Source organism: Enterocloster aldenensis, from assembly GCF_003434055.1.
GTDB lineage: Bacteria > Bacillota > Clostridia > Lachnospirales > Lachnospiraceae > Enterocloster > Enterocloster aldenensis.
On sequence record NZ_QVEX01000001.1, the window covers coordinates 870,217 to 889,419 of the forward strand.

A 19,203-nucleotide genomic window follows, 5' to 3' on the forward strand; every position below is an offset into this window, starting at 1 on the left:
ATGTTCATGAATACTGCGCATGGCTGCGCCGGTAAGAATCATTATCCTTCATCTGGAGTTCGCGCTCAGTCTGCTGCAGCTGCGTCTCCAGCCTTTTTTTCTCCTCCGGGCCGTCGGACCGGGCGAGCTTCTGTTCCAGTTCTTTTTTCTTTTTCCTCAGCTCCCTGATTTCCCTGTCCACCTTATCTGTGTTGGTTGTGCATTCTTCTGTTTTTTCTGACTTCTCAGGGGAAGCGGAAGCACGCTTTTCCTCCGCTCCCTCAGGAGGACCAGATGCATGCTTTTCCTCCGCCCCCTCAGGGGAGCCGGAAGCACGCCTTTCCTCCGTTCTCCCTTCCGCCAGGACATTCCTGCCTGCATCCTGCCTGCCCGGGTCATCAAACCGGATTCCCGGCTCCCCGTTCCCATCAGCAGCAGGGCAATAGATGTCTGTCCTGGCAGGCGCATCCCCATGGACGTATACATCCCTGCGGACAGGCGGAATCCTGTTTTCCTGGCCACCCCCTTCATTTTTCCCCTTTGCCTTTTCCACCGCTTCCATCTGCCTGGCCCGGCCTGTCCCTATGTCCCCTGATCCGGCGGTCATGGAAAATGTATGCATGCCTGGCCTGATTCCCATGTCTGTTGTCATACCCATGCGTTTATTCCTCCTGTCCCTGACAAAGCCTTCATCACCAGCGCCCTCCGGCGCCGGGACCTTCGCTGTATTTCACCCTGGATTGTAGTCCTCCCATTCCTGCATTTCAAGGCATTTGTCCTGAAATGCCATCCGGCCGTACTGAAATGTCCAGCAGCACATGAAGCCGGAACAGGGCGCCGGACGTTTCAAAGGTCATGGCCCCGCCGTATTTTTCCGCCACGGTTTTTATGTTTGAAAGCCCTGTACCCATGGCCGGACTGGCTTTGGGAAGACAGGTATTCTCAAATTCAAGCAAATAAAAGCTGCCCTGCTGTTCTCCTGCCATACGGATTGACGTGGTCCCCTCCATCCCGGCGCAGGCCTGGATGGCGTTATCCAGCGCATTGGCAAAAATCACGCACCAGTCCAGGTCGCTGACCCCGCAGGGCCGCGGCAGTACAAGGGAGGAATCCACCTCTGCCCCGCATGCCCTGGCAAGTTCCAGCTTATCCCCCAGCAGGACATCCATCACAGGATTGCCTGTCTGGATTGGAAATGAAAGGCCCATGGACACTGCCTCCAGCTTCTGCAGGTAACTCCCGCGCCCGTTCCGCCTGACCGCTTCTCAGGAGCCCATCCAATACGGCCAGGTGGTTCTTTATGTCATGGCGGAAAGCCCTGGTCTGGCCATAGCGCATCCTGGCCTGTTCCACATAGGTCCTCTGTGCGTTTGTCTCCTGCTCCAGGGACGCCAGGGATGACCGGAGACGGAAGCCGTCACAGACGCGTTTATAGGCGCACAGGGTGCATACCAGGGCGGCCAGGCCAAGCATCTGCAAAACCAGAAGGGAAAACTGCTTCCCTATTTCCTTCGGAAAAGGCATGGTCGTTGTATTCCCGTAATGGCTGCTGAATATGTAAAGCTCCACAGCAAAAAGGAATACCCCGGGCCAAAGCAGCATCCATATATACGGATCCAGGCCCTTATCCTGCATAGGGAACCATTTGGGGGATACAGCGCAACGTGGCGCGCCTGCGGTCTTTTCCCTGTAATCCTGCCGGAAAAAGACACCTGAAGGAGCCCTTGGACAGCTATGTTCACGCCGTTAAACCATAAGCTAAACCAATCCATCCTGACACCGCCTCCCTTTCATATGCATCAGAAGCGCCTGCTTAAGCTCACGTCCGCGCAGCCTGGATACAGGAACCTGGCTGCCGCCCCACAGGGCCGCAAGTCCTCCGCTGTATCCGCACACATAATCCAGGTTCACGAGGTAGCTTCTGTGGCACCGGAAAAACCGGCTGTCCAGACGTTTTTCCAAATCCTCCAGTTTATCATAGTAATCCATAACCATCCCATCCTTCTGGTGGATATAAACCTTCCGGCCAAGGACCTCACAGTAAATGATCTGTGTAAAAGGGATTGCCTGACACAGATTCCCCTTTTTGACCACCAGACAGTTCCCCGGTTCCTGCACAAGGGCCGCAAGGGTACGCCCCATGGTACGTTTAAACCGGCTGTCCTCCAGTGGCTTTACAAGATAATCAAAGGCCCGTACCTCAAAAGCCTCAAACACTTCCTCCTTTAACACCGTGATGAAAATAAGCATCCCGCCGTAGCCCCGCGCCCGCATCAGCCGTGCCGCTTCCATGCCGTCCATGCCCTCCATCTGAATGTCCAGGAACAGTATGTCAAATGCCATGTCACTGCCAAGGATCTCCCCTCCGCCCCCAAAGCAGTGAAGCTGGCAGGGGATTTTGTTCTCCTCCATATATCCTGAAATCCGTGAAGCCATTTCTGCGCGCATAAATGGTTCGTCATCACAGACAGCGATTTTTATCATTTTCATCCCCCTGTTACCTTACGTACTCATCTTATCAGGATACTAAATTTCCGGAACAAACACAATGCTGGCAGCGCAAAATGACAGGATCCTGTAATGAAATGCAGCCGCTCCCCGCCCCGAACACCTCTTTGTCATGGACACGCGCCCATCTGCTGACGCGCAAAAAGAGGGCTGCGATATGCAGCCCCCCTTATCTGTCAGGACAACGCTTCCCATCAGGGCGTCATTCCCTGTCAGGCATTCTTTTCCGTCAGGCATCCTTTCCCGTCAGGCCCCTTCTCTGTCAGGCATTCTTCCCCGTCAGGCATCCTTTCCCGTCAGACAATCATCCCTGCCAGACATCCTTCTCCGTCAGGCATTCTTCTCCGTCAGGCAATCATCCCTGCCAGGCATCCTTCTCCGTCAGGCACTCATCCCCGTCAGGCATTCTTCTCCTGTCAGGCATTCTTCCCTTCCAAAGCATGGACCATATTCACCACAAACTCGTGGCATGGCACCGGTACGCCTACCTTTGCCGCGGCACGGACAACCGAACCGCTGATGGTATCCACCTCGCTCTTCCTGCCGTCCCTTAGGTCGGCACGGATGGAGGTACAGCCATTGGGTGACATCTCGGATGTCTTCCTTACCTTAGCCGCAATGGCTTCCTCGTCAGCTTCAAGCCCCATGGCGTGGGCAACCGCAACCGCCTCTTTTATCAGCCTGCGCGTCATTGCCCAGGCATGTTCATTGGACGCGATGTAGCCCATGTCCACCTGAAGGATGCCTGTCACTGCGCTTAAGGAAACATTGGTAAACAGCTTATTCCAGATTAACTGCTGGATATTGGCATGGATTTTCACATTGAATCCGCAGCAGTCAAAGGCTTCCTTTAATTTTGGCAGGAAACCGTCCTTATCCTCAACCAGCATGCCCACATTGGTGTTTCCCTCACCGCCGCGTCTGATATGGCCCAGGCCAAGAACCGCGCCATTATCCTCAGTGGTCCCAATCACAATGTGGTCCTGGCCAACAAATTCACCCAGGATGTCTTCATGGCCGGAACCATTCTGAAGGGTCATCACATAGGTGTCCGGTCCAATCAGGCCCTTATTGCCGGAAAGGGCTGCACGTGAGAACAGGGACTTCACGAACAGGATGACCAGATCCACAGGTTCAAGACCTTCTGTGGATGTGACGGCCTGGGGATGATATATCACATCCTCACCGTTCTCCTGTATCTTAATGCCTTCTTTCCGGACATGCTCCACCACCTGAGCAGCCGTATCTACAAGATATACTTCATTGTTCTGTGACAGATGTCCGCCATAGATGGAACCCATGGCTCCGGCGCCGATTACAGCTATTCTCATATTTTTCACCTTCTATTATGCAGTAAATCCTGGCAGGCCCTCGATTGCATATGCGCGGACCGGCATGGAGTCAGCACCGATGAGCGGTAATGGGGTATAGGACATGAAGAAGGTATCGGTAGAAAGCTCCTCCAGGTTCTTTAATACTTCCAGGAATACAATGTCAACTTCCATCAGGATATCATGGAACGGCTTAACATCCTCGTTACAGTTCTCAATGGAAACGCCGTCGCCAAAGCCCACACATTTCACTTTGTGGTTGCGGAACCACCATGCGCTCTCGGCATTGATGAACAGACGCTTGTCATCCGGGCTGTTGGTAGCTGGTGTGAATGGAGGGAACTTCCAGTTGCTGTCCAGAATCACAATATCCCCTTCCTTGATGCGGTCCCCGCATGCACGGTCCAGATCGGCTGCGCCGATATGTGCATTGGGCTCCAGGAAATCAATGTTCACATAGATTGCACGTCCCATGAATGTGGTCAGTGGAAGGTCACCAACCGATTTCCCATCCTCAAAATGATGGTAAGGACACTCGCAGTGGGTTCCCAGATGTGTGGTCAGATCCAGCGCTGTGTGGAAATCCGGAATCGGGCCGCCTGTGTTGTAGCGGATCAGATGACATCTTCTGGACTCTGTTGCAGGATCCAGGACCTTTGTTAAATCAACCAGTCTCAAACCATTGCCTAATTCGTATACGCTCATTGCTTAATACCTCCTGTTATTGCGATTCGTTGTCGTTGGGTTCATTATACCAGTATACCGGTATACCGGTCAAGCACTTTTTCATTGACTTTAAAGAATATCTGGGGTATGATTATCCCAATATTCCATATGTCATTTTGTTGTTTCAGATACCTGTTTACAGAATCCATACCCATGGGCATGTTATTAGGAAGCCCAGGAACAAGAGTAAGGAGTTTTTTATGATGGTTGTCAAAAATTCACTGCAGTCCCAGGCTTACAATACACTGAAGGAGCAGATCCTCTCCAATATCCTGACACCGGGCACGCTCTATTCCGAAACAAGGATATCAAAGGAGCTGGGCATCTCGCGCACCCCCATGAGGGAAGCGCTCCAGTGCCTGTCCCAGGACGGCTATATCACTATCATTCCCAGCCGCGGCTTCATGATACGCCAGCTGAGCAGGGAATCCATGCGGGAATCCATACAGATACGCTGCGCCATAGAAGGGTTCTGTGTCCATCTGATTGCGTCCCAGCCATCGGAGAAACGCTGCCAGAAACTTTTAAAGGACATGGAGCGCTCTTTGGCCCGGCAGAAAAAAGCCCTGGATTCCCCCAATACACGCAATTCCTTTATTGAGGAGGACCACCGGTTCCATCTTCTGCTGGTCCACTATGCGGATAATGACGAATTCAGCCACCTGTTCCAGCGGCTGATGTACATGATCCACCTGACCACTGCCAACGCCCTGGCCATTGACGGCCGCGCCCAGGCCACCTATGATGAACACGAGGAGCTTTACAGAAGCCTGAAGGACGAGGACGGCGACAAGGCTTACCGGATCCTCATCGCACATCTGCTGATGCCCCTTAACATGGACCTGCTTTGATAGGATGGGCCTGCGGTGCCGGAACCGCCCCAACTAAATCCGAACACTCATCCATCCCCAAAAACAAAAATGCATCTTACACCAGTGCTCTTTGCCGGTGCAGGATGCATTTTACAGTTGCCAAAGGACGATTAATCCATTTTTACAACTACCTTCATATAATTGCCGGGATTTTTCTCAATATCCCTGATTGTCCCGGGCGCTTCCCCAAGTCCGATGGTCTTTGTGAGGATCCTGGCCACATCTACCTTTTTTGTGTAAATGAGCTGGATTGCCTCCTCAAATTCCCCGGCACTGGTGCGCGCGCCGCGGATGTCGATTTCCTTGCGTGTGATCAGGTCGGTTGGGATTGACGTCTCCTTTGGCGGCCACCCGGTAAGGGTAACCCTGCCAGCATGGCTTACCAGGTCAAGACTTAGACGGACAGCAGCATTGGCGCCGCTGCATTCCATTACCTGCTGCGCCATCACGCCTCCGGTAATCTCACGGACGCGCCCTTCCGGGTCCTCGCTGCTGGAATTGATGACATACTCAATCCCCAATTCCTTTGCAAAATCCAAACGTTCCTGCACCAGATCCAGCAGGATGGCATGGGCGCCGTAGGCCTGGGCAATCATGCCGGCCAGCAGACCAATCGGGCCAGCGCCGATGATGGCACAGTACTCCCCTGCCTTTAATCCGCCTCTGTGGATGCCATGGAGGGAAATGGTCAGGGGCTCAGCCATGGCTGCATCCGTCCAGTCCATATCCTCCGGCATTTTCACAAGCATGTCTGCCGGATGGCAGAAATACTCCGCCATGCCGCCGTCAATGTGCACGCCCAGAACCTTCAGGTCCGTACAGCAGTTGGTGCGCCCGATACTGCATGGGTAACATTTTCCACAGTAAAGATAAGGATCTACAATCACCTTATCCCCCGGCTTTAATCCTTTTGGGTTATCAGCCGGAACCTCCTCAAGGATGCCGGCCAGCTCATGGCCGATGATTCTTGGATAAGACACCAGCTTATTGGTGCCTCTGAAGGCGCCGATGTCACTGCCGCATATGCCTGCTGTCTTAATCCTTATCAGGGCCTGTCCGGGACCCGGCACCGGCTTTTCAAGTTCCACGCAGTCCACCTGTCTCGGCTCCTGCAGTTTAATTGCTTTCATTGCTGTTTCCTCCTTGCCGCGGGCATTGTCATCCACAGGGACCCGCGCTCCGCTATTACAGGGCTACTTTCACAACTACCTTCTTAACCGCACATGGCCCGCCTGCCTGGCATCTTGGCTTATGGGCATCCTCAGGCGCAACCACAATCAGGTCGCCCTCCTCCAGGAATACGCTTCCTGAAAACTCCGGCTCCTCATAAAAGATTAAGTCGCCGGCCTCGTTGCGCTCTTTTTCCACCAGGCCGTCGCGCTTGCACACGCCGAACTGCTCCCTGCCTGAAACCATGTACTGGATATCAAAATATTTCTCATGTGTCTCAAAGGAACCCTGGCTTGCAGGGAAGGTGGTATATTCCTGGACATTGGCAACCACGGTGTCCCCCATGATGGGATAGCTGCCCACGGCAAGGGACTGGATGTCGGTCTCAGCCAGCCACTTGTAGGCACAGGTGAATTTCTCTTCCAGGTAATTGTACTTCTCTGCAATACTTACATTTGAAAAAAACATGGTCATTACCTCCCTATGAAAAACCTCAGCGCTGTCCGCACTGTGTTATATTGGTATATGTATCTTATCTGCTTGCGATGTCTTCTGTCTCCAGGTTGCCTGCCGCAATGGCCTGGACCTGTTCCCATACCAGCTCATCCACATTCACACCGTCAGCCATACTCCTGGCGCGTGTGGAAACCGTGCGCTCGCCCGGACAGGTCACATGGCTGCCCTCGCGCTCCGGATGGCTTGCGTCTGCCGCCTTGACACGTCTGTTAAGCATGCCCTGGATTTCCTCCTTGGAGCCAAACATATATGGGTCAAATGCAATGAAGATCTGGCAGCAGCCAGTACAGCTGCCCTGGCCGGCCTCATCCATATCAGTTCCGCAGCTGCCGTTTGCCAGCAGGGCTGCTGCCAGGTCAAGGGCAATGGCCATGCCGCTTCCTTTCCAGTATCCGGTGGGGAGGATGCGCTTGCTTTCCTCAATGGCGCCCGGGTCGCTGGTCAGGTTGCCGTCCTTGTCAAATCCGCCCGGGAACGGAAGTTCCTTGCCGGCCAGACGGTAAACGCCCAGCTTGCCGTATGCATACTGGCTCATGGCCATGTCAAGCACAATGGGTCCGTCCTCTCTTGGGATGGCAATGCAGAACGGGTTGTTGCCAACGCCCGGCTCATCGCTTCCCCAAAGAGGCATGCAGCTCTCAGTGTTAATCCAGCTGATTCCCATGAATCCAGCTTCTGCCATACGCCATGCATAGGTGCCGCCCCTCATCCAATGGGTCGTGTTCTTAAGGGCCACGCAGCCGATGCCGTGTTCCTTGGCCAGTTCCATGGCACGGTCCGCACAGAACAGGGCGTTGGTAATCCCGATTCCAAGGTGGCCGTCGTAATTCTCCACCGCGCCCCTGGCTCCCACCAGCTCCGGCTTGCCATCCAGGTTAATCCAGCCTTTCTGCACATATTCCACAAAACGAGGGATACGGTTAAGTCCGTGGCTCTCAACACCGTCCGCGCTGGACTGGGTGTGGATGGTTGCACAGACCTCTGCCTGCTCTTCGCTTAACCCCACATTTAAAAATGCCTTCTTAACAGTTTCCTTAATTGTATCATAGGGGATACGTAAACTCATAGTCCTTCTCCTTTTTCCGCACATTAATTGCTCTTTTTACACATTACATACAATTCGGTTCATATCAATCCGTATCAGACCTCCGGCCCAAGCATCCGCCTGGCCGGCAGCCAACATCCGGCTTGCCTCAGCCGCCATCCGGCCCGCCTCAGCCGCCATCCGGCCCGCCTCAGCCGCCATCCGGCCCGCCTCAGCCGCCATCCGCCTGGCCTCAGCCGCCATCCGGCCCGCCTGCCTCCAGTTCCTCCACGGACGGACACGCCTTACGCCCTGCAAACTCCATCATTTCCTCATAAAGCCCGCTGGCTTCTTCCGGGGAATAACCATAGACCAGGAACACATCCATGACATAGGGGGCATAGGGGATGCCCGTTATCTCCCTTGCAAATGCCATGGCCGCGATCTCGCTTAAGGCAATGATGGTGGAATCATTGTGCAGGGGCCCAAGGGACCAGAGCCTGACTTTTTCGGTCTTGGTGTATATCTCATGCTTGTATTTTTCTTCCACATAATGGAAGAGTTCATGGGCCAGCAAAAGCTTGCTTATATTCAGGCTGTCCGTAAGCACATCCCTGATTTCCGGTCTTTCCAGGTACTTTTTTGCCTTTTTCACAGCATCCATGTAGATGCAGATGGTATCCGGCACCCGGTATTCGGCAAAAAGCACACGGTCCGTCTTTTCCGGGTAAGTGGGGTAGGATACCTTCATACCCATGGCCTTGGCAATGACCTCGGGGTCAGTGCTTTTATATTCCTCCATGACCTTTACCGCATATTCCCTGCCGCAGGCCATGGCGTGTTCCATCCAGTCCCTGCGCTGTCCGTCGTTGAATTTGCCGTTCAGGGGTTCCCGTGAGAACACATACCGGAACCATTCCACCGCGTCAATGGAAGCCAGGTCCCAAAGCATCCGGTCCAGTGGACGCAATGGAAAATGGGGACGCTCATAGCGCCTCGTCCCCTGTTTTCCAAACAGCCCGTCTGTTATGGGCTTTAAAGCTTTCTGAAACTCTTCCTTATTCATAGTAGGTTAAATCTCCGTCACTGATGCCACAATAATGATATCCTCATCCGGTTCCCTGTCTCCCAGATCCAGGTCCATCAAAAGGAAGATCTGCTCTAAATCAACCGCGCTGTAATCGCCCACGCGCGGGCCTACGCATACGAAGAAGTCGGGCCTGAGAACCGTATCCGTCTTGAACACAGCGCCGTCCTTCCACATCTGCTCAACCACTTCCTTGTACTCGCTGACCTTACACTTGGTTACCTGGCCGTTGGAGCACTGGACCTTGATAAAGCCCTTTTTATCAACGATACGCAGAGGCGTCTTGTCGCCGCGCGCGCCCTCGTATACATAGAACTTGTCGGTCTTCTCGGAAAGCTTGATCTGGCTGACCTTCGGGCCGAAATCCTGGGTTGCCAGTTCGCATGCTTCTGCCTCGTCGCATTCCTTTAACAGGTCCGTGGTCTTAACCTCAGTGGAGCCGGTTGCAATGGCAGTTACCTTACCGGTCTGGTTGTCAATCTCAATATGGACCTCAACCGTGTCAGGTGATGCGCCTGAACTTACAGCCATGTCGGCTGCTTCTTTCTTAAGCTCCCTGATATCGTCCTGGGATGGGTTGGGGATTACACGCTCTACCACGTCGCGCACCATGGAAAGGGCAACGCCGATGGATGAGATGACCTCTGCATTCTCGGGAATGCTGTACTGAAGCCCCATCTTTCCTGCGCAGTACGGCACAAGGGAAGCAGCACCGCCGCCGCAGCCCACCAGCTTCATGCTGTCATGGTCAAGCTGATACTTATCTGCCAGGGCGTTGATGGTTGCGTTAACCTTTTCAAAGTCCTTATCCAGGATCTGGGTCGCCAGTTCCTCCACCGTGATGCCTAACTTATCAGCCACCGGCTGCATGGCCTTGCGGGCCGCGCCCGCATTGCCGTGTGCAAAGTACTGCTCTTCAATCAGTCCCAGTACATTGGCCGCGCATGTGTTGGTAAAGCAGATGCGCTTCCCGTTCTTTAAGCGGATGGTAACATAGTCGGCCGGGTCGCCTGGCTTGGGGCTTACCATCTCAATCTGCGGGTCCTCAATCTCCTCCTCAGGAGTAAAGCACGCATACTCACATCCTGCGATATGGGCGGAACGCGGTCCTACGTCCACAACCGCCTTGTCGTTGATACGCACCATGGATCCGCCTGCGCAGCCCAGGATACGCACATCCAGGGAACTGATATAGGTGTCATGTCCGCCGATCTGGGCATAGTCAACGCCCGGACGGCCATTCTTGATAACGCCGATGTTGGTGGTGGTACCGCCCACCTCAAAATAGATGGCGTTGGAAGCACGCAGGTACATAAGGGAACCCATGACCGAAGCAGCCGGTCCTGAAAGTGCTGTCAGGATTGGACGCTTACGCATCTCGCTGATTTCCATAACGCCGCCGTCGCCTCTCATGATCATCAGGGGAACGGTAACACCTGCCGCGCGTACGGATGACTCGGTTGCATTGGCAGTCATCATCATCTTTGGCAGGATGGAAGCATTGATTGCAGCGGTACGAGTACGGCGGGTAAGGCCGTACAGCTTTGTAATATCAGAAGCCATGGTAACTGGCACATTTTTCTTCTCCGCACAGTTATGGATCATCATTTCCTCATCCATACTGTCTACACCAAAGGCCATGGAGGCAACGATTACCTGTGAGCCCTGGTTCAGTAATTCATCAATATTCTGGTTGATTACATCTTCGGTCAGCATTTTCTTCTTGATGAAGGTGTTGTATACCTTAATCATCCTGCCTACCTTTTCATCCAGGACAATATCTTTAAGGGCAAGCTGGCGCTTTGCAAGGAATCCCTCCAGGCCGCCGCCTGCAACACCGACTACACCAACACTGGCCACATCGCCTTCAATAAAAGCGTTGGTAGCCTGGGTGGTAGAGTGGGCAACGAACACAACATCCTCAGGAGCAATGTTATTCTCGCGCATACAATTCTGAAAACTCTTCACAACACCGGCAGCAACGCCACTCTTGTCATCATGTGTAGTCTTAACCTGATTTTTACCTATTATTTCATGGGTTTCATTATCCATTGCCACGCACTTGGTGTAAGTCCCGCCTACGTCAATACCCATACGAACAGCCCTGCTAATACGCTCTGCCATAATTTTCATTCCTTTCACTCTACAATACATGCCCGCGATTCTTTTATCGGGGATTTCCATTCATAATCTAACGAAACATTTGTCAGGGGATGGCGGGCGCGCATGTCACGCGCCCGCTTATATAGAATAAACCTTTATATTTTAAGAGAGATCCACTGCTGTTAATTAGATGAACCAAGCAGCTCCAAGTCCGCCTAACAGGATAAATGCAGCCACATACTGGATTACACCTGTCAGATAAGCATTCGGGATTGACAGTTTCAGGAAGTCTCTGGATTCTACCTTGGTATAAGCAAGACCCCATGCAACCCATGACTGGGTGATACAGCTTCCAATATTAACGGTTATGGTCGGGATTGCAAATACAGCGTATAAGAACGGCACTGAGAAGGATGCAACATTAGAAAGCACACCCAGTGTAGCAGCACCGCAGCCAACCAGTGTCATAGGTCCGCGGAACAGGCCCATGAAAAGCAGTACGGCAAAAATCACACACACAGCCAGTTCACTCTTAGGCATTACATTTCCTAAAATCGCCTTGAAATAAGGAGATGCATAGGTTGCAACCTGGTTGAACATGGGCAGGGTAAGAAGGAAGCCTACCAACGGGGCAGTATCGACCACGCCGTCATAGTACAGCTTATTCACTAACTGACAGTTCTCTTTAAAGGTCCCTTTCATCCTGCCGCAAAGGAACAGGGCCAGGAAACCTGCAATGATGAATCCGCCGATAACGGAGAAATCCAGCCAAATTTTCAGTACAACCGGAACGATTGGGAGGATTAATGTATACATTGGCGCATTCTTCTGGTCAGGAGAGGAATTGCGGCTCTGGGCTGCCCAGGAATGTACTGTCTTTGACCTCTTAAGATAGATTGCAGCCAGTACGGTTGTTGCCACCAGCATGATGATCAGCGCCGCATAACCCCAGTGAGCTGCATACCATCCCAGTGTGAAGTCCGGCATCTCATCTGGAGTGATGTAGAATGCGCGGTACTGTGCAAAGTTAACAGGGTTCAGGTAGATACCTGCTGCAACAGAGCCCATGAAGGAGAACATTGCAATTGCCTTTGGTACGCCAAGGGACATTAAGATAGGAAGTACGATAACGCCGATAGCGATAACAGGGCCTGCGCCGGTCATGGCTGTGAAGATCAGTGCCGTAACGATGTTTAACAGTGCGATGGTAACCATTGGCTTGTCTCCGCCAAGCTCAACTGTCTTGCGGATCAGGGTGGACGCAATGCCTGTGTCCATCAGTACACGTCCGAACCACGCGCCCCAGCACACATTAACCAGGGTGGTGCCCCAGCCTTCAGGAGCGCTCTGGAAAATCTTGTTCAGAATGGAAACCAGCTTTGTATCCGTGCCCGCGCCGAACTGAAGTACGGGGTTGGATTCGATGAATGCCGGGCTGGCAAACAAGGTTCCAAACAAAGGCAGAACGGTCCAGATTACGGTGATAATCAGGAATCCGATCATCAGGTTGTGGCCTTTAATACAGTAATATGCCAGGCCGAAGAAAGAAAGTAACAAAATTATACCAATTATGTATTCCATGGTATTCCTCCTCATATCTTTTTTTATAATCCTACACTTGTGGAACTGTTCCGGAAACCTGTTATCAGGCTCCCCTCTCTCAAACTATCAGAATATCCTAAATCCATCCCCCTTCATCATGTAATTAAATATATTTCCATCCAGATTATGGAACCGGATTCCCGCCGGGCCTATCTGGAAAAGAACTGTGGGTAAATCCCCTGGAGCGTATCCGTGTTCCAGAGAACCGCGTTAAAATGGTTGGAGCAGATAAGCGACGCCGCCTCAGCATCACCGCGCATGATATTGTCTAACAGCAGGCGCGTTTCCACCTGTGTGTGCTCCCAGCGTGTAAGGCTTGACATGTACACCTTGAAATTAAAGGTGCTGTACTGAAGGTAATTGACCCGCATCATGTCACAGTCCAGCGTCCTGAAATAATCCCAGATATGTTCCTTGCCGCAGAAGGTGGACAGGAGATACCGCATGTGCCGGTCCGCTGCCAGCAGTTCCAGCACATCACTGTCGCCCTTTACCTCTTTCTGCTTTTCCAGGCTTTCTTCCAGCAGGGCCTTCTGCTCCGGCGTCAGCCCCTGCCTGCAGACCTCCTCAATCACGGCCTGCTCCAGCACGATATGCGTATGTACGGACTGTTTGATTCTCTCAGGGTCAATCATGGTGACCACGGTCCCCCGTTGGGGATAGACCACGATATAACCCTCTTCTGTCAGACGGGCCAGGGCGTCCCTTACCAGTGCGCGGCTTACGCTCATCTGGGAGGAAAGGGAATTCTCGCTGAGCATCTCCCCTGGTTCGATGACCAGGCTCAATATCTGATTGCGTAAAAAGGAATAAATGTCATTCCTGGAATCAATTTTCGCTACCTTATCAATGACCTCGGGCATCTCCCCATCCCCTTTCTGTCTGCCCTGACTTCTCCCCGCCGGGTGTCTGCCAAGATTGCATACAAGTTGTTTTTTCTTTTGCATACCAGTTCTGGCTAAAATTGCATATCAGTTGCTCTTTTCCGCCTCTCCATTGATTGTATCAATTTCAAGACATATACAAGATATCATATTTATCCAATGAACGCAACTGTTTTTTTATCATTTTCCACATGTTTATTGTTAAAATTTTGTTTACCAGTTGCTTTTTTCACAAATAATGATAAGATAATAGTAGAAATTACAAAGCCACAAATTGCATACAAGTTTACAACTGGAATTTTTTTACATTTAAATCTTCCGCTTTTATTAAGGAAGAAAGGGCAAATACATACTTATCAGACAGGACCTTCTATGCTATAATTTGATTTACTGCAGCATTTTGACCGGATATTTTACAGAAAACAAGAAAGGTGATTGCCATGTCACTACTACCCTTTGATGCCAATAACCGAATGATTGCAAGGCGCCCCACGGAAGACGCGCGCCAGTACGCGTACCGCGTAATAAAGAATTGTATATTAGAACTGTTCCTTCCGCCGGGGCAGAAGATGAACGAGGCAGACCTGGCTTCTTCTTTAAATGTAAGCCGCACCCCGGTACACGATACATTTACCAGGCTCTCCCGGGAAAAGCTGGTGGATGTAATCCCGCAGAGGGGGGCCTTTGTGTCCAGGATTGACTCAGAGCGGATTGAACATGCCATATGGCTCCACACCCGGCTGGGCACGTCCATGCTCCACACCATCTTTATCAAGAATGTGAAGAAAAGCGACCTGGAGGTGCTGTACTACCACCTCCGCCAGCTGGATGACTACCTGTACCAGGGCAATTTAAACCAGGCGCCCAAGCTGCTGACGGATTATTACCACCAGCTCTACATCCTGGCCGGGGACATGGACCTTGTATGGGAATCCCTGCAGAAGGTGGACATGGACCTGCAAAGGCTTTTATACCTGGCCACCAGCAGTTCTGCCATGGTGGAGGGGTTCCTGTGTGAGCTGACCAACCTGACCGATGCCCTGGCTGACCGCAACAATGACCAGGCCTGCCTGATTTACAGCCACCACATGTCAAGGATGCTTTTACTTGTCCCGCCGTTAAAGCAGCACAACCCGGAATATTTCATCTGCGGCAGCACGGACGCCGCATCCTGATAAAAGGATTGGATTGAAACGAATAAGGAGGATATATCTATGGAGAATTACCAGAACCTGTTTTCCCTGGACAACAAGACCGCCCTGATCACAGGCGGGACCGGAGGGCTGGGCAGCGCTATTGCCCTGGGCTTTTTACAGCAGGGCGCTGATGTGGCTGTGTGCGGAGGCCATCCGGAAAAAGCAGCCGGTCTGGCGGATTATGCGGCCCAGGCCGGCAGGAAGTTCCTTTCCCTGCGCTGTGACATCCAAAAACAGGCTGATATTGACCGGATGCTGGATGAAATTGAGGAGCAGTTCGGCACACTGGACATACTTGTGAACAGCGCGGGAATGAACCGCCTGCTGCCTGCCGAGGATTATGGCGAGGAAGCATTTGACCAGGTCATGGGCCTGAATGTCAAAGGCCTCCACCTGGTAACAAAGGCAGTGGGCAAACGCTTCATGATTCCCAGGAACTATGGCAGGATCCTGAACCTGTCCTCGGTAAAGAGCTTTATCGGTACAACGGAAAACTACATTGCATACTGTGCCAGCAAAGGTGCGGTGAACATGTACACCAAGCAGCTGGCCTGCGAATGGGGCAAATACAGGATTACCTGCAATGCAATTGCCCCCACCTTTGTCCGCACCCCCATCAATTCCTTCCAGTTAGACGACCCTGCATTCTATAAGAAGCTGACAGACCGTATCCCCCTTGGCCGCATCGGACAGGAAAAGGATATTGCGGCCGCCGCCATCTACCTGTGCAGCGATGCGGCTGATTTTATAAACGGCCAGGTACTGGCCGTGGACGGCGGGCTTACATCCATGCAGTGACCATGGACATGCCCGGTTCCCATAACCATTAATAAGTCAGGAGGCACCCTATGATATTTGGAAATGTTAACAATGAATTCTTTGACCAGCAGACAGCAATCCTTCCCGCTCCCCTTAAGAGCGCCCTCTGTTTTCTAAAGGAAACAGACCTGGCAGCCCATGAGCCGGGCAGGTTTGAGATTGAACTTGGAGGCGTTCCCATGGTCCTCCAGGTCCTGGACCTGACCACGTCCCCCCGCCAGACCCTGCGTCCCGAAATCCACCGCAGAAACATCGATGTCCAGTTCCTGGCCGCCGGAGGGCCTGAGCGGGCCGGATACTATAATGACGACAAAACCAGCGTGGTGGACGAGGACCTTTTAGACACCCCAAGGGATATCCTGTTCTATAAAGATAACCAGGACGCGCCCGAGGGCACCATCGAGATGGTTCCCGGCACCTATGCGGTGTATTTTCCATGGGATGTGCACATTCCTGCCATCCAGACCGGGGATGTGCCGGCAGCCATCCGCAAGATTGTAATCAAGGTGCCCATGGACGCCTGTCTCGGCACAGGGAAGGACTGAGGACCTGATTATGGAGATGAAACGCCATCTGGAAACCCTGGCCCAAAAAGATCCGGACCTGCGCCGCCAGGCGCTGGCAGATGTCCTGGACGCAGAAGGCCTGTCATACTGCCTTCAGGAGGACGGGCCAAACTTCAAGAACCCCCGCGGCACGGTGAATTATATCCTGGATCCCTGGCAGGACGCGCCCAGCCTCCTGTTCTGCGCCCACTATGACGCTGTCCCAGGAAGCTTTGGCGCCAACGATAACGCCGCCGCCCTCTGCATCCTCATTGACCTTGCAAAGGACCTGAAGGAAAAGGGACACCCTGCGCGCTTCGCCTTTTTTGACGGCGAGGAAACCGGCTGTTCCGGAAGCAGGCTTTATGTGTCCTGTCTGGACAGCCAGGACCATCGCAGGCAGGACCTTACCGGGGTCGTGAACCTGGACGTATGCGGGTTCGGCGATACCATTGCCATCTGCGGCAAGGGCAATGAAAACAAACCGGTCTTCCGCCCTTTCTGCCAAAAGCTCCTTTTGGACAGGTACAATGCCCAGGTATTAAAATACCTGCCGAAAAGTGACGAGGCATCCTTTGCTGGCAGCCGCATCCCGGCCCTCAGCCTCTGCGCCATCCCCCGCTGGGACATCCAGTACCTGAAGGCCATGGCCACCTACGGAGACGGCTTCCTAGGCCGTCCCCCGGAATTTGACATGATGATGGGACAGATGGAAGTATCCACCACCATGCACGGCGGCTACCGGGACCATCCGGATTACGTGGAATCCGAGGCCATGAGCCAGATATATGGATATCTTAGCGAGGCCGTGGCAGCGCCTCCGGCCGGCCGGAAAAAGCTGTTCGGATTACTGTAAGCACGGAAGATAAGATAAAATCCTCCCAAACAAAAAAAGAGCTGATAACCACGGACATTGATTGTCATAGAGCCCCATCCAGTCAGACACCGTACTGGATGGGGTACTAGGTTACCGGCTCTATTTTTTGTATCTTCCCGCTTACACCAAGGGCCTCCCTGCCTTCCCCAATGCCCGCAGCGTACTGTCATGAAGGATTTCCTTGGAATACTTATCCTGGGACACATAACAGGAGTAGAAGATATCGGTCATCAAAAGGATGGGGAACTGGGGGGAGATGACGTTGCCGTGGTTCAGATGGATAAGGGAGGGAAGGAGCATGACCTCATCACAGAACGAGTCAAATTCCGGCTTGTTCTTGGCTGTAAGCAGCACGGTCCTTGCCTTTTTTTCATGGGCCTCCTGGAGCAGGAAGGTCACATCCTCCGTATCCCCGCTGATACTGACGCCGAACACAAGGCTCCTCTCATTCAGGAACACGCCCCTCATACGGATCATATCCCCATAATCCATGGACGTGATATCCACGCCAATCCTCATGAACCGGAGCTCCATCTCCCTGGCAGCCAGGCCTGAACTTCCCATGCCGCAGACAAACACGCGGGCAGCCTTTGACATGGAACGGCAGATGCGCTCCACCTGTTTTTCGTCTACCAGGTTGTAAGTCTTATTGAGCAGTTCCTGATAGGTGTTAAGGACGGTCCTTGTATTGCCTGTCATGGACTCCTGCTTGACCACGAAGTTTTCCCCGTACTGGTAAATGAACTCACGGTAACCTTTAAAACCGCACTTCTTGGCAAAGCGGGACAGGGAGGCCTCTGACACAAACAGCTTCCCGGCCACTGCCTTGGCTGAGAAGTCCATTTCCTCCCTGTTATAAATAAAGAAATCCGCAATGCTGCGTTCCACCGTGGTAAAATTGTCATAGTTGGACTCAATCACCGGTATGACTGATTTCAGATATTCCATGGCTTCATCCCTGTCTCTCTTTGAAATGATAATAGGCGCCCCTCATTCCGGCGTCATTGCCGTGTCTGGCAAAAGCCAGGGCGGTCTTTTCACGGATGCTGGAAACCAGGTATTTTGTGAGGGCAGCCTCAATCCTGGGCCTCAGGTATTCTTCCTGGGCCATGATCCCGCCTCCCAGTACAACTACCTGTGGATTCATCACATAACAGATATTGGCAATCCCTTTTCCAAGCACGTCACACATGCCGTCAATGGCCTGGACGCAGACAGCATTGCCCTGCTTTGCCAGTTCAAAGATGCGCAGGCCGTTCCACTGCTGTTCCGGTTCCCCAAACCCGGCGGCCACCCGCTTTGTCAGGATGCTGGCAGCGCCCAGGGTCTGGAAGTCGCTGCCATCCATATGCATATACCCAACCTCGCAGGCGCTGTTGCTGTATCCATGGTATACCTTTCCGTCAATGAGGATGCAGCCCCCAATCCCGGTTCCCACGGTCAGGCACAGCGCCGACCTGCTGCCTGCCGCTGCCCCGGATGTGGCCTCTGCCAGGCCTGCACAGTTCACATCATTTTCCACTTCACACGGAAGGCCGAACTCGGATTCCATCCTGGCCTTGATTTTCGTGCCCGCATAATCCGGAATCAGGGGGGCTGCATAGAATATCTCCCCCTTCTCCACATCCACCATGCCGGCCGTGGAAACGCAGATTCCATCTGCTTTCCAGACCTTTAAGTATTCCCTGACAATCCCGGCCGCCTTTTCCAACAGGCATGGACCGCCCTTTGATGCCTCGGTGGGCGTCTTGTCCTTGGCCAGGAACAGTTCCGTTTCATCCATGATGCCATATTTAATTTCGGTGCCGCCGATATCGATACATATATACTGTTTCATTCTGACGCTTCTCCTTCCATCCCCGGTCCCCTTATGACTGCTGCCTGCCGAAAATGGCAGACCTGCTGTCTGACCGCTGCCTGCCGCAAAAGGCAAACCCGTCCTCTGACCGTGGTTTGCCTTTTCT

The 19,203-nt window shown here is 52.8% G+C and carries 22 protein-coding genes; 5 read left to right on the plus strand and 17 right to left on the minus strand.

Annotation, left to right across the window (positions count from 1 at the left end):
- Window positions 1–4: 4 nt before the first annotated feature.
- The 7 genes from DWX59_RS04035 to DWX59_RS04065 all read right to left on the minus strand — a co-directional run bounded on the left by DWX59_RS04035 (window position 5) and on the right by DWX59_RS04065 (window position 4,523).
- Entirely contained in the window at window positions 5–637 is a 633-nt protein-coding gene (locus DWX59_RS04035; protein WP_117556411.1) for a hypothetical protein, read from the minus strand.
- Window positions 638–743: 106 nt separating this feature from the next.
- Complete coding sequence (locus tag DWX59_RS04040) at window positions 744–1,187, minus strand: ATP-binding protein (protein WP_117556413.1); 444 nt, start codon at window positions 1,185–1,187, stop codon at window positions 744–746.
- Entirely contained in the window at window positions 1,126–1,548 is a 423-nt protein-coding gene (locus tag DWX59_RS04045) for a hypothetical protein (protein WP_166460161.1), read from the minus strand. The genes DWX59_RS04040 and DWX59_RS04045 overlap by 62 nt, the downstream gene beginning before the upstream one ends.
- Window positions 1,549–1,737: 189 nt before the next feature.
- Window positions 1,738–2,463: a LytR/AlgR family response regulator transcription factor gene (locus DWX59_RS04050; protein WP_227116308.1), complete on the minus strand. Its 726-nt coding sequence runs from the start codon at window positions 2,461–2,463 to the stop codon at window positions 1,738–1,740.
- Between the two features lie 42 nt (window positions 2,464–2,505).
- A complete protein-coding gene (locus DWX59_RS04055) occupies window positions 2,506–2,724 on the minus strand; it encodes a hypothetical protein (protein WP_117556416.1) in 219 nt (72 codons plus the stop codon).
- A gap of 179 nt (window positions 2,725–2,903) precedes the next feature.
- Complete coding sequence (locus tag DWX59_RS04060; protein ID WP_117556417.1) at window positions 2,904–3,818, minus strand: ketopantoate reductase family protein; 915 nt, start codon at window positions 3,816–3,818, stop codon at window positions 2,904–2,906.
- A gap of 15 nt (window positions 3,819–3,833) precedes the next feature.
- Window positions 3,834–4,523: a cyclase family protein gene (locus DWX59_RS04065; protein ID WP_117556418.1), complete on the minus strand. Its 690-nt coding sequence runs from the start codon at window positions 4,521–4,523 to the stop codon at window positions 3,834–3,836.
- 224 nt (window positions 4,524–4,747) lie between these two features.
- Here DWX59_RS04065 and DWX59_RS04070 point away from each other — a divergent pair, with 224 nt between their 5' ends.
- The gene (locus DWX59_RS04070; RefSeq protein ID WP_117557243.1) at window positions 4,748–5,395 is read left to right on the plus strand and encodes a GntR family transcriptional regulator; all 648 of its coding nucleotides are present in this window, start codon (window positions 4,748–4,750) and stop codon (window positions 5,393–5,395) included.
- A gap of 131 nt (window positions 5,396–5,526) precedes the next feature.
- On the opposite strand, the gene DWX59_RS04075 is transcribed toward DWX59_RS04070, so the two are convergent.
- From DWX59_RS04075 to DWX59_RS04105, 8 genes are all read right to left on the minus strand, one after another.
- Entirely contained in the window at window positions 5,527–6,546 is a 1,020-nt protein-coding gene (locus DWX59_RS04075) for a zinc-binding alcohol dehydrogenase family protein (protein ID WP_117556420.1), read from the minus strand.
- Between the two features lie 55 nt (window positions 6,547–6,601).
- Complete coding sequence (locus DWX59_RS04080) at window positions 6,602–7,054, minus strand: NanQ anomerase/TabA/YiaL family protein (RefSeq protein ID WP_117556421.1); 453 nt, start codon at window positions 7,052–7,054, stop codon at window positions 6,602–6,604.
- A 64-nt stretch (window positions 7,055–7,118) separates the two neighbouring features.
- Window positions 7,119–8,168, minus strand: a complete 1,050-nt coding sequence (gene yiaK, locus DWX59_RS04085) for a 3-dehydro-L-gulonate 2-dehydrogenase (RefSeq protein ID WP_117556423.1) — start codon at window positions 8,166–8,168, stop codon at window positions 7,119–7,121.
- 36 nt (window positions 8,169–8,204) lie between these two features.
- Window positions 8,205–8,390 carry a hypothetical protein gene (locus DWX59_RS28520; RefSeq protein WP_166460162.1) on the minus strand — a complete coding sequence of 62 codons (186 nt, stop codon included), beginning with the start codon at window positions 8,388–8,390 and terminating at the stop codon, window positions 8,205–8,207.
- Window positions 8,380–9,192 (minus strand): hypothetical protein, encoded by an 813-nt coding sequence (locus DWX59_RS04090; RefSeq protein WP_117556425.1) that lies wholly within the window; start codon window positions 9,190–9,192, stop codon window positions 8,380–8,382. The genes DWX59_RS28520 and DWX59_RS04090 overlap by 11 nt, the downstream gene beginning before the upstream one ends.
- Before the next feature lie 6 nt (window positions 9,193–9,198).
- Window positions 9,199–11,337 (minus strand): hydantoinase/oxoprolinase family protein, encoded by a 2,139-nt coding sequence (locus DWX59_RS04095; protein WP_117556427.1) that lies wholly within the window; start codon window positions 11,335–11,337, stop codon window positions 9,199–9,201.
- A 165-nt stretch (window positions 11,338–11,502) separates the two neighbouring features.
- Window positions 11,503–12,897, minus strand: a complete 1,395-nt coding sequence (locus DWX59_RS04100; protein WP_117556429.1) for a citrate transporter — start codon at window positions 12,895–12,897, stop codon at window positions 11,503–11,505.
- Between the two features lie 170 nt (window positions 12,898–13,067).
- Window positions 13,068–13,865 (minus strand): GntR family transcriptional regulator, encoded by a 798-nt coding sequence (locus DWX59_RS04105; protein ID WP_235844911.1) that lies wholly within the window; start codon window positions 13,863–13,865, stop codon window positions 13,068–13,070.
- A gap of 377 nt (window positions 13,866–14,242) precedes the next feature.
- Here DWX59_RS04105 and DWX59_RS04110 point away from each other — a divergent pair, with 377 nt between their 5' ends.
- Genes DWX59_RS04110 through DWX59_RS04125 form a run of 4 tightly spaced genes read left to right on the plus strand, consistent with a single transcriptional unit; the run spans window position 14,243 to window position 17,218 of the window.
- A complete protein-coding gene (locus tag DWX59_RS04110) occupies window positions 14,243–14,977 on the plus strand; it encodes a GntR family transcriptional regulator (RefSeq protein WP_117556433.1) in 735 nt (244 codons plus the stop codon).
- 39 nt (window positions 14,978–15,016) lie between these two features.
- On the plus strand, window positions 15,017–15,796 hold the full coding sequence (locus tag DWX59_RS04115) for an SDR family NAD(P)-dependent oxidoreductase (protein ID WP_117556435.1): 780 nt from the start codon (window positions 15,017–15,019) through the stop codon (window positions 15,794–15,796).
- A 50-nt stretch (window positions 15,797–15,846) separates the two neighbouring features.
- The gene (locus tag DWX59_RS04120; RefSeq protein ID WP_117556437.1) at window positions 15,847–16,362 is read left to right on the plus strand and encodes a NanQ anomerase/TabA/YiaL family protein; all 516 of its coding nucleotides are present in this window, start codon (window positions 15,847–15,849) and stop codon (window positions 16,360–16,362) included.
- A 10-nt stretch (window positions 16,363–16,372) separates the two neighbouring features.
- Entirely contained in the window at window positions 16,373–17,218 is an 846-nt protein-coding gene (locus DWX59_RS04125) for a M28 family peptidase (RefSeq protein WP_117556439.1), read from the plus strand.
- A 141-nt stretch (window positions 17,219–17,359) separates the two neighbouring features.
- On the opposite strand, the gene DWX59_RS04130 is transcribed toward DWX59_RS04125, so the two are convergent.
- A complete protein-coding gene (locus tag DWX59_RS04130; protein WP_117556441.1) occupies window positions 17,360–18,187 on the minus strand; it encodes a MurR/RpiR family transcriptional regulator in 828 nt (275 codons plus the stop codon).
- A 4-nt stretch (window positions 18,188–18,191) separates the two neighbouring features.
- A complete protein-coding gene (locus DWX59_RS04135; protein WP_117557245.1) occupies window positions 18,192–19,076 on the minus strand; it encodes an ROK family protein in 885 nt (294 codons plus the stop codon).
- Between the last annotated feature and the right edge of the window lie 127 nt (window positions 19,077–19,203).